Source organism: Archangium violaceum, from assembly GCF_016859125.1.
In the GTDB taxonomy this organism is placed as follows: Bacteria; Myxococcota; Myxococcia; order Myxococcales; family Myxococcaceae; genus Archangium; species Archangium violaceum_A.
In genome coordinates this window covers 9235707-9250759 of the sequence record NZ_CP069338.1, presented here as the reverse complement: position 1 = coordinate 9250759, position 15053 = coordinate 9235707, and the positions used below count along the sequence as shown (strand labels likewise).

Sequence of the window (15053 nt, the reverse complement as noted above, 5' to 3'; positions counted from 1 at the left end):
ATGCCGGCGCAGGCGCTGCTGGAGCACTACCGCCAACGCGGCACGGCGGAGGGCCACTTCGCAGAGTTCATGGACGTGCTGGCCCCGGCGCTCTCCTCGGCCAGACGGCCCAAGTCCAAGTACCGGGGGCAGCCGCCCGTCCAGCGCTCGGTGTCCATCGACGCCTTCGCCAACAACGAGGTACGCCTGTTGCTCAATGCCCTGGCCTACAACCTGGTGCACGCCGCGCGCGTGCTGATGGAGCAGGCCACGGGCGAGGGCTGGGGGCTGCGCCGTGTGCGCGAGCGGGTGCTCAAAGTAGCCGCGCGGGTGCTGTTACACGCCAGAAGAGTGGTGCTGGTCATTGGCCGGGAGTCGGCCAGCCTCTGGCAGAAGCTGTGGACGAAGCTGGGCTCGCTGAGCACAGCGCACATCACGTAGCTGCCTGGAGTCAATTGCAGCTCACGTGTCGCACCCTCCCCACTCCCCTCTCCATCTCCTCCTGCTTGCTACCCGCTGCCACGGGGCGGGCTTCCTCTGCCTTGTGCCCGATAACTCAACCCAACGCGCTCGACCTCAGCCCTCATGCATGTCTTGAGCCAGTCGTCGCGAATATGGTGGGCTCACTCCCTGAAGCTCATTAGGTATCCCGCTGCTCCTTTCCGGCTGGCAGCGCACGGGCCGCGAGGTAGGCCCAGTTGCTGGTGGTGATCTTCACCGGCTGGAAGCACGTCCCTCAGACGGATTACCCTCAACGTCACCCAGCATCCGGGAGACGCCCTCGTCGCGCGGAAGGTCATCAGCTACCGGGCCGTCGGACCCAAGGGGCGAGGACGAGTGGCCGTGAAGGTGGAGTTGCGCAACACGGGAACGGTGCCCTGGACGCCTACGGGGGCGGCCCTGGTGGGCTCCAAGCGCGAGGCGCTGACGGGGCTGACGGTGTGGCCCCTGGAACCCATCCCGCCGGGGAGGTTCCAGAGCATCACCGTGGAGATGAACGCGGCGGAGATCGAGGCCCGAGGCACCTACACGCTCAAGCTGTGGGGCGAACAAGGCGGAGCTACGAGCGTGACCCTCGACGGCGCGACATTCCCCTAGACGTGCCGGGAGACGCAGAGGGCGTGAGCCCCTTCCGGGTGACACGCTGCTTGACGCTGGCGATGGCGGCCAGGGCCTGCTTCCGCACCTGGTTCCCCCGGCGCATGCGTCGGAGCCGACGTTCAGCATCCTCCACCATCGCCCAGCCCAACGGGGCCTTGGTGGGGTCACGGTCGGCCGCCCACTCCAAGGTTTCGCAGGCAGCGTGCATCCGGTATTCCAAACTCGGATACCCGAGCCGCCGCACGCGGAGCAGCGCCCCCCGATACTCCACCCAGGTGCGCGCCCGGAAGTGAGCGAAGCTCAAGATGTGATGAGCAACCAACCGTCTGATGTGCCGACGCTCCCACTCCGTCCCTGCCTCGCGCAGCAGCCTCTTCTGGAGAGCCAGATACTCCCGGTTCCCCTCCGCGAAAGAGGCCGACACATTCTGGAGTAGGGCCACGCTGAGCTTGTCGAACTCCATGGCGACTCGCCGCCAGAAGAACTCGCGGGAGGGTTTCATGGCTCAGGCTCCCGGACACTTCTTCTTGTTCATGCGCTCGGGCCAGAAGCCGTGTCGCGCGCAGTAGACGAAGCAGTCCCGACACTGGGTGGTGCCATACAAGCTACCTGGCTTCTTTCCGATCTCCTCGATGCAGCGGGCGTAGTAATCGGCACACCTCTTCTCCCTGTCCTCTTGACTCTCTTCGTTGTCATCCCGAGCCTCTTCCTTCTCTCCGTCTTCCAGGGAGCGGAGCCCGGGTGGGCCCTCGTTGATGGGTTCCGACCGTGCTGGGGGCGTCGCACCGCACAGTTCGTACTGGCCGGGATGCTGCTTGAGGCAACAGGTGACGGTGCTGTCCGTCTGGTTGCACTCCGCACTGTTCAAGGCGAATGAACCCGAGCCGTACCTGTAAGCCTCTGTAGAGGCACACCCCGAGGCCAACACCACGGCGAAGACGACCGCCACGAACGGAGTGGGGCAAGTTGCCCTCCCTACCAGGCCCCAAGAAGCGCATGAGCCCTCCCACGGTGGGTTGTCATGCGATCTCTGGACCAAGTCGCAAAGACCATCAATCCAGGTAATACCATAATTCCTCGTCGCGTGGGTTATCAACACGTCCAACCGTCTACTGACCGATCAGCCGGGTTTCAGGTGAGGCGTAGGACTTGAGAACTCCTCTGGATTGCGCCGGGGCTCACCTCCTCTGCCCCACAGGTTGGGCAGGCCGAGCCGTTCCGAGAGCGCCTTGGACCACCGGAAAGCCCGGCGGAAGTTGGGGAGCGTGGCATTGGTCGCATCCCACCAGCGGTTCGTCTGGGTCGTTACCTCGTACCACTCACTGTGTGTTAAGAATCCGACTGTCGCACCTTCGCTCCCGCGAAGTCCCTTCCCAGCAGGTGATCCATGGCTCTCGTCCGCCCGCCGCTGTCGGCTCCTGGCATCTACGTCCAGGAAGTCCCCAGCGGCGTCCGCACCATTGTCGGCGTCTCTACTTCCCTCACGGTCTTCTTCGGACGCGCGGAACGCGGCCCCGTGGGACAGCCCATCGAGGTCTCCTCCTTCTCCGAGTACCAGCACACCTTTGGCGGACTGCTCGATGACTCGCCCATGCCGTACTCCGTCCAGGACTTCTTCCTCAATGGTGGAGGCCAGGCCATCATCATCCGGCTGTTCGAGAACCGCCTCTCCAGTCCCCTGAGCCCGCCGTTCTCCGGCACCTTCGACGAGGACACGGCGCTCATCAGCCCCGATCCGGCCAATGTCCCGAGCAGCCCGCCGGTCCCGGCGCTGTCCCTGCTCGCCTCCAGCCCCGGTGCCTGGGGCAAGAGCCTCACCTACTTCACCGATACGAAGAACATCACCCAGACGGCCCGGGACCGTTTCAAGAAGGATGGCAAGGGTGGCTGGGATGCCAGCGACCTCTTCAACCTGACCATCAGCTACGCCCGGCCTGACGGAACCAAGGACCTCGAGTCCTTCGCGGCCGTGTCCACCGACCCCCGGTCCGGTCCGCGCTACCTGAAGATGGTTCTGGAGCAGACGTCCAGCTACGCCCGGCTGGTCGACACCGGCAGCTCGCCCATCAACTCCCCCCCCGTGGACACGCACAACGGGGACGTCCAGGACTCGGGCAAGCTCTCGGAGGGCACCTACCTGGCGGCCCTGGACCAGCTGGACAGGCTCGACATCTACAACATCGTCTGCATCCCGTCCGACAGCTTCCTCGGCTCGCACGACATCACTCCGAACGTCTACGCGGCGGCTGCCGGCAAGTGCCGCGACGAGAAGGCCACCCTGGTGCTCGACCCGCCGTCCAACTGGACGGACCCGACGAGGGACATCCACCCGGATTCATTCGGCACGGTCTTCGGGTACGGCCCCGCCTCGGACCTGGCGCCCTACAGCGCGCTCTACTTCCCGCGCGTGCAGTCCGAGGACCCCCTCAACTCGGATGCCATCATCACCCGCCCCGCGTGCGGCATCATCGCCGGCATCATGGCCCGCACCGACGCCACCCGCGGCGTGTGGAAGGCGCCCGCGGGCCAGGAGACGGGCCTCAACGGCATCACCGGCCTGAACTACAAGCTCACCGACACGGAGAACGGCAACCTCAACCAGGTGGGCGTCAACTGCCTGCGCTCCTTCCCCGTGGTAGGCCCCGTCGTCTGGGGTGCGCGCACCCTGGCGGGCGCCGACGTGCTCAGCAGTGACTTCAAGTACCTGCCCGTGCGCCGGCTCACCGACTTCATCGAGCAGACCCTGTTGCGGCAGACGCGCTTCGCCGTCTTCGAGCCCAATGACGAGCCGCTCTGGTCCCAGCTGCGGCTGGCCATTGGCGCCTTCATGAACGACCTGTTCCGCCAGGGTGCCTTCCAGGGCAGCTCGCGCGACAAGGCCTTCTTCGTCAAGTGCGACGCCACCACCACCACCCAGGACGACATCGACAAGGGCATCGTCAACATCGAGGTGGGCTTCGCCCCGCTCAAGCCCGCCGAGTTCGTCGTCATCTACATCGAGCAGTCGGCCGGTCAGACCGCCTAGTGCCCCTGGAGCTTCCCCATGCCTGAGTTCACCAAGAACGCAAAGCGCGTCGACCCGTACAAGAACTTCAAGTTCGTCGTGAGCTGGGACGGCAAGCCCGTCGCCGGCGTGAGCAAGGTGAGCGCCCTCAAGCGCACCACCGAGGTGGTCAAGCACCGGGCCGGCAGCGACCCGAGCACCACCCGCAAGTCCCTGGGCCAGACGGACTGGGAAGCCATCACCCTGGAGCGCGGCGTCACCCATGACACCGCGTTCGAGCAGTGGGCCAACAAGGTCTGGGACTACGCCAACTCCTCGAAAATGGGCCAGGAGGTGTCGCTGGCGGACTTCCGCAAGGACCTCACCATCGACCTGTTCAACGAGGCCGGCCAGAAGGTCATCTCCTACAAGTGCTACCGGTGCTGGCCCTCGGAGTTCACCGCCATGCCGGAGCTGGATGGCTCGGGAAACGCGGTGGCCATCCAGTCGCTCGTGCTGCAGACCGAGGGCTGGGAGCGCGACCAGAGCGTCCAGGAGCCGCAGGAGCCCACCTTCAACGACCCAACCTCCTAAGGCCTCGGGGCCCCGGGCTTGAGCCATGCGGCAGCTCAGCGCGCATGACATCGTGCGCATCTGCGAGTGGGGCCGGGACAAGCATGCCTTGGACCGGGCCCTGGTGTTGCTGCGCGCGGCCTCGCCCGGGGTGGACCCGGCGGCGCTCGCCCGCCTGTCCATTGGCCGGCGCGATGCGCTCCTGCTGGAACTGCGCGCGCAGGCCTTCGGACAGAAGCTCGAGGTGCTCGTGCCCTGTCCCAAGTGCCGCGAGCGCCTGGAGCTGGAGTTCACCGCCGACGAGCTGCGTGTCCCCGCCCCCGAGACACCTCGCAGCCCGCTCGAGGTGCAGGGGTATGCGCTCGACTACCGCCTGCCCGACAGCCTCGACCTGGCCGCGCTCGCCCACCTGAAGGATGCACGCGAGGCCCGTGCCCGGCTCTTGCAGCGATGCATGAGCGAGGCCCGCTTCCAGGGGGCGCCCGTCCCGCTCTCCGCCGTGCCCGGCAGCGTCCTGGAGGCCCTCACGGCCCGGCTCGCCGAGGACGACCCCCAGGCCGACATCACCTTCCGGCTCGACTGCCCCGGCTGCGGACACTCCTGGCGGGCCGCCTTCGACATCCTGTCCTTCTTCTGGACCGAGCTGGAGGCGTATGCGCGACAGCTCCAGCGCGAAGTGCATGAGATTGCCAGGAGCTACGGCTGGACCGAGTCCATCATCCTCTCGCTCAGCGCCCCCGCCCGCCGCCGCTACATGGAGCTGATCAGCAGTGGATGACTTCCTCACGCGGCTGGCGCAGAGGGCCTCCGGTACCGCGTCGCTCGCACGCCCCCTGCTGCGCCCCCTCTTCGCCGGCACCCGCTCGCTCGCCACCGAGTACATCGAGGATCCGCTCGCGCCTCCGCCCGATGCGCCTCCGCGCGGCGCGCTCGAAGACTTTCCCCTGCTGGTGCCCCTGCCGTCCGGACGCGATGCCGCCTGGGGGGCCCTGCTCGGCAATGTGCTGCGAGCCGGGCCGCTGGAGCAGGTCGGCCCGCCCTCCGTGCCTCTGGAGTTTGGCGCTGATTCCGAGGGGCTGGAGGAGATTGCGCAGCAGACGGGCACTCCGCGGGGGGAAGCCCCTGCTCCCGTGCAGGCACGCTCCGCCGCGCCAGGTGATGCACCACCTGTTCCCAGCCCGGATGCCCAGGGCTCTGGGGCCGCGCTGGCTCCCTCCCCCCGCGAAGACATCGCGCCTCCAGCGCCCGTGCAGGAGGCCCCGCCTTCGGCTCCTCCTACCCTCACGCCTCCTCAGGTCTTCAGTCCCCCGGAGCCTCGAGAAGACGCCGCCACGTCCACACTTGCAGGGCCTGCCGTGGAGCGCGGCACCACGCCCCCGCCCCTCCTCACTGCCGCCCCGGGGGCAGTCACACCGCCCGGTGCCGCCACACCCCAACGTGTGTCTGCTTCCCTCCAAGGTGAGGCGTTCGCCGCCCCGCTCTCCCCTGTCGGCCCTCTCCCCTCCGAGCCTTCCGCACCGGCGCCCCAGCAGCAGCAACCCGCTTACCCCACCCGCCAGCGGACTGTTCCTCCCCAGGACACAGGCCCGTCGTTGACTCCCGCTCGCCTTGGGGACTCCGCCACACCGCCCCTTCCGGTGGCCCCTCCGGCGCCCGTGCCGCACGTGCCCGTCGCACCCGCACTCGAGCCCAGCACGGCCCCGCTTCTGCTCAAACCTGCCGGACCTGCCATCGAGAGCAGCACCGCGCCCCTGCCTCTCCTCGGTCCGGCACCAAGCTCCGTCACACCTGCCTCTGCCTCGCTCCAGCACGAGGAGCCGTCTTCGACTCCGGCGCGCGAAGTGGACTCCGCCACGCCGGCCGCGCCCATCGCCTCCTCCGCCGAGCCCAGCGCCGCGCCCGTGCAACGCGCTCTCTCCCTGCCTTCCGAGCGCAGCGCCGCCCAGGAGCCATTCCCTGCGGCGGACTCCGCGCCTCTGCCCCTCCTCACTCCCACTCCCAGCGCAGCCACACCGCCCGGTGCCGCCACACCCCAACGTGTGTCTGCTTCCCTCCAAGGTGAGGCGCTCGCCGCCCCGCTCTCCCCTGCCGGCCCTCTCCCCTCCGAGCCTTCCGCACCGGCGCCCCAGCAGCAGCAACCCGCTCACCCCACTCGCCAGCGGACTGTGCCTCCCCAGGACGCAGGCCCGTCGTTGACTCCCGCTCGCCTTGGGGACTCCGCCACACCGCCCCTTCCGGTAGCCCCTCCGGCGCCCGTGCCACACGTGCCCGTGGCACCCGCACTCGAGCCCAGCACGGCCCCACCTCAGCTCAAACCTGCCGTGTCCGCCATCGAGAGCAGCACCGCGCCCCTGCCTCTCCTCGGTCCGGCACCAAGCTCCGTCACACCTGCCTCTGCCTCGCTCCAGCACGAGGAGCCGTCTTCGACTCCGGCGCGCGAAGTGGACTCCGCCACGCCGGCCGCGCCCATCGCCTCCTCCACCGAGCCCAGCGCCGCACCCGTGCAACGCGCTCTCTCCGTGCCTGCCGCCGAGCACAGCACCGCACCCGCATTCGTGCCCACCGTGAGCACCGCCGAGGCCAGCACCGCGTCCCTGCCGCTGCTCGCTCCAGCCCAGCCCACCGCCACGGCCCCTTCGCAGCTGCCTGGCACTCAGCCGAGAGAGCCATTCGTACCCTCCAGGCCCGTGCCCGCTGCGCCCACTGCCGAGCCCAGCGCTTCTTCCCTGCCCCTGCTTGCTCCGGCGCAGGGCACCATGGCACCTCCTCAGCGTCCGGAGGCGATAGACACACCCGAACTCCCGGCGAGCATGCAGAGGGCTCAGCAACTTGCAGGGTCTGCCGTGGAGCGCGGCACCACGCCCCCGCCCCTCCTCACTCCCACTCCCAGCGCAGCCACACCGCCCGGTGCCGCCACACCCCAACGTGTGTCTGCTTCCCTCCAAGGTGAGGCGCTCGCCGCCCCGCTCTCCCCTGCCGGCCCTCTCCCCTCCGAGCCTTCCGCACCGGCGCCCCAGCAGCAGCAACCCGCTTACCCCACCCGCCAGCGGACTGTTCCTCTCCAGGACACAGGCCCGTCGTTGACTCCCGCTCGCCTCGGGGACTCCGCCACACCGCTCCTTCCGGTGGCCCCTCCGGCGCCCGTGCCACACGTGCCCTTGGCACCCGCACTCGAGCCCAGCACGGCCCCACCTCAGCTCAAACCTGCCGGACCTGCCATCGAGAGCAGCACCGCGCCCCTGCCTCTCCTCGGTCCGGCACCAAGCTCCGTCACACCTGCCTCTGCCTCGCTCCAGCACGAGGAGCCGTCTTCGACTCCGGCGCGCGAAGTGGACTCCGCCACGCCGGCCGCGCCCATCGCCTCCTCCACCGAGCCCAGCGCCGCACCCGTGCAACGCGCTCTCTCCGTGCCTGCCGCCGAGCACAGCACCGCACCCGCATTCGTGCCCACCGTGAGCACCGCCGAGGCCAGCACCGCGTCCCTGCCGCTGCTCGCTCCAGCCCAGCCCACCGCCACGGCCCCTTCGCAGCTGCCTGGCACTCAGCCGAGAGAGCCATTCGTACCCTCCAGGCCCGTGCCCGCTGCGCCCACTGCCGAGCCCAGCGCTTCTTCCCTGCCCCTGCTTGCTCCGGCGCAGGGCACCATGGCACCTCCTCAGCGTCCGGAGGCGATAGACACACCCGAACTCCCGGCGAGCATGCAGAGGGCTCAGCAACTTGCAGGGTCTGCCGTGGAGCGCGGCACCACGCCCCCGCCCCTCCTCACTGCCGCCCCGCAGGCAGTTACACCGCCCGGTGCCGCCACACCCCAACGTGTGTCTGCTTCCCTCCAAGGTGAGGCGCTCGCCGCCCCGCTCTCCCCTGCCGGCCCTCTCCCCTCCGAGCCTTCCGCACCGGCGCCCCAGCAGCAGCAACCCACTTACCCCACCCGCCAGCGGACTGTTCCTCTCCAGGACACAGGCCCGTCGTTGACTCCCGCTCGCCTCGGGGACTCCGCCACACCGCTCCTTCCGGCAGCCCCTCCGGCGCCCGTGCCACACGTGCCCGTCGCACCCGCACTCGAGCCCAGCACGGCCCCGCTTCAGCTCAAACCTGCCGGACCTGCCATCGAGAGCGGCACCGCGCCTGTGGCCATGCCCGCCGTGCCCGCCATCGAGGCCAGCACCGCGTCCCTGCCGCTGCTCGCTCCAGCCCAGCCCACCGCCACGGCCCCTTCGCAGCTGCCTGGCACTCAGCCGAGAGAGCCATTCGTACCCTCCAGGCCCGTGCCCGCTGCGCCCACTGCCGAGCCCAGCGCTTCTTCCCTGCCCCTGCTTGCTCCGGCGCAGGGCACCATGGCACCTCCTCAGCGTCCGGAGGCGATAGACACACCCGAACTCCCGGCGAGCGTGCAGGGGGCTCAGCAACTTGCAGGGCCTGCCGTGGAGCGCGGCACCACGCCCTCGCCCCTCCTCACTGCCGCCCCGGGGGCAGTTACACTGCCCGGTGCCGCCACACCCCAACGTGTGTCTGCTTCCCTCCAAGGTGAGGCGTTCGCCGCCCCGCTCTCCCCTGTCGGCCCTCTCCCCTCCGAGCCTTCCGCACCGGCGCCCCAGCAGCAGCAACCCGCTTACCCCACCCGCCAGCGGACTGTTCCTCCCCAGGATGCAGGCCCGTCGTTGACTCCCGCTCGCCTCGGGGACTCCGCCACACCGCCCCTTCCGGTAGCCCCTCCGGCGCCCGTGCCACACGTGCCCTTGGCACCCGCACTCGAGCCCAGCACGGCCCCGACTCAGCTCAAACCTGCCGTGTCCGCCATCGAGAGCAGCACCGCGTCCCTGCCGCTGCTCGGTCCGGCGTTGAACTCCGCCACGCCACCTCGCCCAGTGTCACCTCCGGCACCGGTGCCACCCGGGCCTGTGATGCCCTCAGTCAAGCCCAGCATCACGCCCGTACAGCGCGCTCCCGCCGTGCCTTCCGAGCGCAGCGCCGCCCAGGAGCCATTCCCTGCGGCGGACTCCGCGCCTCTGCCCCTCCTCACTCCCACTCCCAGCGCAGCCACACCCCAACGTGTGTCTGCTTCCCTCCAAGGTGAGGCGCTCGCCGCCCCGCTCTCCCCTGTCGGCCCTCTCCCCTCCGAGCCTTCCGCACCGACGCCCCAGCAGCAGCAGCAACCCGCTTACCCCACCCGCCAGCGGACTGTGCCTCCCCAGGACACAGGCCCGTCGTTGACTCCCGCTCGCCTCGGGGACTCCGCCACACCGCCCCTTCCGGTAGCCCCTCCGGCGCCCGTGCCACACGTGCCCGTCGCACCCGCACTCGAGCCCAGCACGGCCCCGACTCAGCTCAAACCTGCCGTGTCCGCCATCGAGAGCAGCACCGCGCCCCTTCCTCTCCTCGGTCCGGCGTTGAACTCCGCCACGCCACCTCGCCCAGTGTCACCTCCGGCACCGGTGCCACCCGGGCCTGTGATGCCCTCAGTCAAGCCCAGCATCACGCCCGTACAGCGCGCTCCCGCCGTGCCTTCCGAGCGCAGCGCCGCCCAGGAGCCATTCCCCGCGGCGGACTCCACTCCCCTGCCCCTCCTCACTCCCTCGCCCAGCGCAACCACACCGCAAAGCCTGGCACCTTCCGTGGAGAGGGCAGCCCCCACCCGCTCCGCTTCCACTCCTGCCATCACTCGCGCAGAGCCGCTCCCGGGCACTCGCGTGCCCGCTTCCCCGGAGCCTCTTGCCCAGCCGCCACCTCCTCACGCATCCCCTCCCGCGGTGCCCGAGGTCGAGCGCAGTCCCTTGCCTCTGCCGCGCCTCTCTCCCTCGACAGCCGCCGCCGTGCCGCATGTCCTGACGGGCTCCGCAGAGCGCCTTCCCCTCGCACCTCCGCGCGTCCGGCCCGAGTCCTCCACACCCCCTTCCCCATCCGAGGCGCTTGCTCCTGAGCACGCCGGGCCCCTGCCCCTCCTCACCGCCGCGCTGCCCTCCACGTCCCCCCTGCCCTCCCAGGTCAACACGCGCCTGGAGCCTCAGGGCGAATCCGCACCCGCTTCCAGCCTCACTGTCTCCGCCAGGCGCGAAGTGCCCACAGCACCGGACACCCCTTCCGTCTCCGTGACGGCTTCACCCGACACCTCACTTCCCTCAATGAAGCCACGGGCTGCCTCGGCCTCTCCGGCCTCCCGCCCCACGCGCGACGTGCCTTCCCTCTTGTCCCCCCTCCTTCCTTCGCCTCTGGCGCGCGAGCCAGAATGGCCCCAGCGCCAGGAGCCCCCATCCCCTCCGGCCCCCACCCTCCGCGTCACCATCGGCCGGCTGGAGATTCAGTCCGCCCCCACGCCTTCCGGCCGCTCCCCCTCCGCGCCGGCCCGCCCCACCGCCTCCGCTCGCGCTCTGCCCAAGCCCAGCCTCAGCCTCAGCGACTACCTGGCCTCCCGGAAACCCAGATGAGCAACCACCTCGCCATCGCCACTGTCACCGCCACCCTCAAGACACTGGTGAGCCGGTACGCCATCGAGGCCGTCCCCAGCGCCCATGTCTCCACCGCCAACCCGCGCACGCTCGGCACCAGCACCCTCATCCGGGGCGTCAACATCTACCTCTACATGGCCACGCCCAACGCCACCCTGCGCAACCAGCACGTCCCCACGCGCAGGCCCGATGGCACCCTGCTCTCCGTGCCCCGCGTCGCGGTGGACCTGCACTACCTCTTCACCTTCTATGGGGATGAGGAGCAGTTCGAGCCCCAGCTCCTGCTCGGCAGCGTGGCCGCCACCCTCAACCGCGTGCCCATCCTGACGCCCTCCTTCATCCGCGAAACCATCAACAGCCACCCCACCCTCCTGGGCGGCTCCAACCTGGACAAGCAGGAGCCCCACATCACCGTCGTCCCCACCCGGCTCGACGCCGAGACGCTCTCCAAGATGTGGTCCGTCCTCTATCAGGTCCCCTACAACCTCTCGGTCGCCTACGAGTGCGGCCCCGTGCTCATCGACAGTGACGTCGTCGCCCGGCCCAACCCCCCCGTCACGCAGGTGGTGCCTTCCACGGGGACGACGCGGTCATGAGCTGGGATGCGCTCAACCGCGCCTTCCTCTCCGCGGCCCTGAGGCGCGTGCAGTTCCTCCTTGAGCGGCATGCGGATGCCTCGCTCACGTCCCCCACGGACCTGCCGCCCTTCGATGCCGACGGCTGGCCGCACTGGCCTGAGTCCGAGCCGCGGCCCCCCGCTCTGCGCACCCTGTGCAACCAGCTCGAGCTCACCCCCTTCGAGCGCGACGTCCTCCTGCTGTGCACGGGCATGGAGCTGGATGCACGCGTCCCCGCCCTCTGTGCCCGCGCCCAGGGGGATGCCCACCGCTCCTACCCCACCTTCTCGCTCGCGCTCGCGGCGCTCCCCGGCTCGCACTGGGATGCCCTCTCGCCCCAGAGGGCCCTGCGCCACTGGAACCTCGTCACCCTGGGCTCCGGCGCCTCGCTCACCCTCGCGCCCCTGCGCGTCGAGGAGCGCATCTGGCAGTACCTGCTTGGCATTGACTCGCTCGATGAGCGCCTCGCGCAGCACCTCCAGCCGCTGCCCGAGTCCGGCCCGCTCGTGCCCTCGCACGAGGCGCTCGCCCGCCAGGTAGCCGCCACCCTCGCCAGCGCCGCCCGCGAGCCCGAGTTTCCCATCATCCAACTGTGTGGCCGCGGCCGCGGAGACCAGCTCGCCCTGGCCGCGCACGCCACCGGACTGCTCGGCCTGGAGCCGCGGTGTCTGCCCGCCGAGGCCCTGCCCTCCTCGCGCGAGGAGGGGGAGCGGCTGGCCCGGCTGTGGAACCGCGAGCTGCTGCTCGGCCCCCTGGCCCTCCTGGTGGACTGCCATGACCTGGACACCCACGCGCCCGAGCGCACCGCGGCCCTGGGGCGGCTGGTGTCCGCTGTGCGCGGCGTGCTGCTGCTCGCCACCCCCGAGCGCCGCCCCACGGGCGCACGCAGCACCGTGCTGCTCGAGGTGCCCCTGCCTCGCGCCTCCGAGCAGCGGGCCCTGTGGCTGGAGGCGCTCGGACGTCAGCTTCGTCCCGAGGCCTTCGCGCCCTGGCGCCTCCCCCAGGCCGCCGAGACGCTCGTCAACCAGTTCGAGCTGGATCGCCCCGCCATCGACTCCGCCGTCCTCCAGGCACTCGGCCAGCTGCAGCTCGAGGAGGCGCCCGGCCCCGAGCGCGTGCGCACCGCCCTCTGGCAGGGCGCCCGTGCCCAGTCCCGGCGCCACCTGGAGTCGCTCGCCCAGCGCCTGGAGGTGCGCGCCGGCTGGGAAGATTTGCTCCTGCCCGAGCACCTCCTCCAGCAGCTCTCCGAGGTGGAGATGCACGTGCGCCACCGCCTGCTCGTTCATGAGACGTGGGGCCTGAGCGCGGGTGGCTGGCGCGGCACCGGCACCGCCGTCCTCTTCTCCGGCCCTCCCGGCACCGGCAAGACGCTCGCCGCCGAGGTGCTCGCCCGGAGCCTGGAGCTGGACCTGTACCGCATCGACCTGAGCGGCGTGGTGAGCAAGTACATTGGAGAGACGGAGAAGAACCTGCGCCGCGTCTTCGATGCCGCCGAGTCCGGGGGCGCCGCCCTCCTCTTCGACGAGGCGGATGCCCTCTTCGGCAAGCGCAGCGAGGTGAAGGACAGCCACGACCGCCACGCCAACATCGAGGTCAGCTACCTGCTCCAGCGCATGGAGTCCTTCCGGGGGCTCGCGCTGCTCACCACCAACCTCAAGTCCGGGCTGGACCCGGCCTTCACCCGCCGGCTGCGCTTCATCATTGACTTCGCCTTCCCTGACAGGAAGCAGCGCGAGGTGCTGTGGCGCCGTGCGTTTCCCGCCAGCCTGCCCACCGCGAACCTGGAGCCGGCGCGGCTCGCCGTGCTCAATGTCTCGGGAGCGGCCATTCGCAACATCGCCCTGCATGCCGCCGTGCTCGCCGCCGACGAGGCCGCGCGCTCCGCGAGCCCCGCCGCCGTGCGCCCGCGCCATGTGATTGCCGCCGCGCGCCGGGAGTTCGAGAAGCTCCAGCAGCCCTTCCCCCCCCCGAAGGAGTTCGAGGGGTGGGAATGAGCACGCCCCAGCTCCACCTGGACATCGAGTCGCTCGTGCTGCCCGAGGGGCTCGTGCTCCACCCGGAGGGCTTTCGCGAGGCTCTCACCGCCCACCTCACCCGGCTGCTCGCGGAGCGCGGCCCGGCGGCCCTGAAGCTGCTGAGCCCTGGCAACCCCTTGCGCCTGGAGTCGCTCACCCTGTCCGTGCCTCCCGGACTGGACACGGAGAGGGCCGCGGCGCACGCTGCCGCCCAGTTCCTCGCGCACCTCACCGGAGAGAGCCCATGAGCTACGACAGCGCACAGCCCAAACGCCCCGCGCCTTCCCGACGCGCCTTCCCCCTCTGAGGCACAGCTCTCCCGGGAGAGGCCATCCCCGCCTCTCCACTTCTCGGCCGAACCCATCGCAGGGAGTGGTCTTGAAGTCAGGCAACTCCCGGCGACCCATGACCAGGAATCCGCGCTTCCTGGTGACCATCAACAATCAACTGGCGCACCGTGGGCACCATTGTCGAGCGTGTGGTGCCGAGCGTCTGAACGCGCAGCGGCTGGAGGAGTTGTACATCATCGGCGTGGACGAGCTGAGCCACCGCCGCCACCACCAGTACCTGTCCGTGGTGGTGGACCACCTCAAGTCGCGCGTGGTGTGGATGGGAGAGGGCAAGGGCGAACAGACGCTGCACGACTTCTTCGACGAGCTGGGGCCCCAGAGGACGGGGGAGCTCACGCACGTGACGCAGGACCTGAGCGCGGCCGTCACCAAGGTGGTGAAGCAGCGCGCGCCAAAGGCTGTCCAGGTATTCGACCGCTTCCACGTGCAGAAGCTCGCCAACGAGGCCCTGGACGAAGTGCGCCGCCAGGAGGTGCGGGACGTGTCCGGCACCCAGAGCGCCGCGGCCGTGAAGGAGAGCCGCTGGGCGCTGCTCAAGAATCCGTGGAACCTCTCGCTGCGCCAGGGGGAGAAGCTGCGCGAGGCGCAACGACTCAACCGGCGGCTCTACCGCGCGTACCTGCGCAAGGAGAGCCTGGCCAAGGGCATGGATTACCGCCAGCCAGTACGTGCCTCGGAGCACCTGGACGGTTGGAGCCGGTGGGCCAGCCGCTCCAAGCTCAAGCCCTTCGTCCGGCTGGCCAAGACAGTGCGCAAGCACAAGCAAGGCATTGTGGCCTACACCCAGACGGGGCTGAGCAACGGCGTGGTGGAAGGGCTCAACAACAAGATTCGTCTCGTCATGCGTCGGGCCTATGGCTTCCGCAACACCGCGGCCCTCAATGCGATGGTGTTCCTGTGCTGCGGGGGGCTGGTGCTCCACCCGCCGCTGCCGGGCATCGCGTAGCTGGCTGCACGGGACACCCGCTCGCCGACGAGCCGCTGCCGGACGG

The 15053-nt window shown here is 69.9% G+C and carries 12 protein-coding genes; 9 read left to right on the top strand and 3 right to left on the bottom strand.

Annotated features, from left to right (window positions below; translation table 11 throughout):
• Positions 1 to 420 carry a transposase gene (locus JQX13_RS39160; protein WP_203404518.1) on the top strand — a complete coding sequence of 140 codons (420 nt, stop codon included), beginning with the start codon at positions 1 to 3 and terminating at the stop codon, positions 418 to 420.
• Positions 421 to 723: 303 nt separating this feature from the next.
• Complete coding sequence (locus JQX13_RS39155) at positions 724 to 1077, top strand: DUF2381 family protein (RefSeq protein ID WP_203412412.1); 354 nt, start codon at positions 724 to 726, stop codon at positions 1075 to 1077.
• A gap of 508 nt (positions 1078 to 1585) precedes the next feature.
• Here JQX13_RS39155 and JQX13_RS39150 read toward each other — a convergent pair.
• Complete coding sequence (locus JQX13_RS39150) at positions 1586 to 2029, bottom strand: hypothetical protein (RefSeq protein ID WP_203404517.1); 444 nt, start codon at positions 2027 to 2029, stop codon at positions 1586 to 1588.
• A gap of 438 nt (positions 2030 to 2467) precedes the next feature.
• Here JQX13_RS39150 and JQX13_RS39145 point away from each other — a divergent pair, with 438 nt between their 5' ends.
• From JQX13_RS39145 to JQX13_RS39135, 3 genes are read left to right on the top strand one after another with little or no spacing between them, the layout of a single operon-like run.
• Complete coding sequence (locus tag JQX13_RS39145; protein ID WP_203404516.1) at positions 2468 to 4105, top strand: phage tail sheath family protein; 1638 nt, start codon at positions 2468 to 2470, stop codon at positions 4103 to 4105.
• An 18-nt stretch (positions 4106 to 4123) separates the two neighbouring features.
• The gene (locus tag JQX13_RS39140; protein ID WP_203404515.1) at positions 4124 to 4657 is read left to right on the top strand and encodes a phage tail protein; all 534 of its coding nucleotides are present in this window, start codon (positions 4124 to 4126) and stop codon (positions 4655 to 4657) included.
• Between the two features lie 25 nt (positions 4658 to 4682).
• Positions 4683 to 5414, top strand: coding sequence for a hypothetical protein (locus JQX13_RS39135; RefSeq protein WP_203404514.1), 732 nt, complete (start codon positions 4683 to 4685; stop codon positions 5412 to 5414).
• 1527 nt (positions 5415 to 6941) lie between these two features.
• Here the strand turns inward: JQX13_RS39135 and JQX13_RS39130 are convergent.
• Both JQX13_RS39130 and JQX13_RS39125 read right to left on the bottom strand, forming a co-directional pair.
• Positions 6942 to 7265: a hypothetical protein gene (locus JQX13_RS39130; protein ID WP_203404513.1), complete on the bottom strand. Its 324-nt coding sequence runs from the start codon at positions 7263 to 7265 to the stop codon at positions 6942 to 6944.
• Positions 7266 to 7829: 564 nt separating this feature from the next.
• Positions 7830 to 8153, bottom strand: coding sequence for a hypothetical protein (locus JQX13_RS39125; protein WP_203404512.1), 324 nt, complete (start codon positions 8151 to 8153; stop codon positions 7830 to 7832).
• Between the two features lie 2901 nt (positions 8154 to 11054).
• Between JQX13_RS39125 and JQX13_RS39120 the strand changes: the two genes are divergently transcribed.
• The 4 genes from JQX13_RS39120 to JQX13_RS39105 all read left to right on the top strand — a co-directional run bounded on the left by JQX13_RS39120 (position 11055) and on the right by JQX13_RS39105 (position 15007).
• Positions 11055 to 11675, top strand: coding sequence for a DUF4255 domain-containing protein (locus JQX13_RS39120; protein WP_203404511.1), 621 nt, complete (start codon positions 11055 to 11057; stop codon positions 11673 to 11675).
• Positions 11672 to 13690 carry an ATP-binding protein gene (locus JQX13_RS39115; protein WP_203404510.1) on the top strand — a complete coding sequence of 673 codons (2019 nt, stop codon included), beginning with the start codon at positions 11672 to 11674 and terminating at the stop codon, positions 13688 to 13690. The genes JQX13_RS39120 and JQX13_RS39115 overlap by 4 nt, the downstream gene beginning before the upstream one ends.
• A complete protein-coding gene (locus tag JQX13_RS39110) occupies positions 13687 to 13959 on the top strand; it encodes a hypothetical protein (protein WP_203404509.1) in 273 nt (90 codons plus the stop codon). Before JQX13_RS39115 ends, JQX13_RS39110 begins: the two co-directional genes overlap by 4 nt.
• Before the next feature lie 157 nt (positions 13960 to 14116).
• Positions 14117 to 15007: an ISL3 family transposase gene (locus JQX13_RS39105; protein ID WP_203404508.1), complete on the top strand. Its 891-nt coding sequence runs from the start codon at positions 14117 to 14119 to the stop codon at positions 15005 to 15007.
• Positions 15008 to 15053: the final 46 nt, after the last annotated feature.

Excerpts from the sequence above, each read along its gene's own strand:
- JQX13_RS39115 (WP_203404510.1), top strand. The coding sequence starts at position 11,672 with ATGAGCTGGGATGCGCTCAACCGCGCCTTCCTCTCCGCGGCCCTGAGG.
- JQX13_RS39110 (WP_203404509.1), top strand. The coding sequence starts at position 13,687 with ATGAGCACGCCCCAGCTCCACCTGGACATCGAGTCGCTCGTGCTGCCC.
- JQX13_RS39160 (WP_203404518.1), top strand. The coding sequence starts at position 1 with ATGCCGGCGCAGGCGCTGCTGGAGCACTACCGCCAACGCGGCACGGCG.
- JQX13_RS39120 (WP_203404511.1), top strand. The coding sequence starts at position 11,055 with ATGAGCAACCACCTCGCCATCGCCACTGTCACCGCCACCCTCAAGACA.
- JQX13_RS39105 (WP_203404508.1), top strand. The coding sequence starts at position 14,117 with ATGACCAGGAATCCGCGCTTCCTGGTGACCATCAACAATCAACTGGCG.
- JQX13_RS39140 (WP_203404515.1), top strand. The coding sequence starts at position 4,124 with ATGCCTGAGTTCACCAAGAACGCAAAGCGCGTCGACCCGTACAAGAAC.
- JQX13_RS39135 (WP_203404514.1), top strand. The coding sequence starts at position 4,683 with ATGCGGCAGCTCAGCGCGCATGACATCGTGCGCATCTGCGAGTGGGGC.
- JQX13_RS39145 (WP_203404516.1), top strand. The coding sequence starts at position 2,468 with ATGGCTCTCGTCCGCCCGCCGCTGTCGGCTCCTGGCATCTACGTCCAG.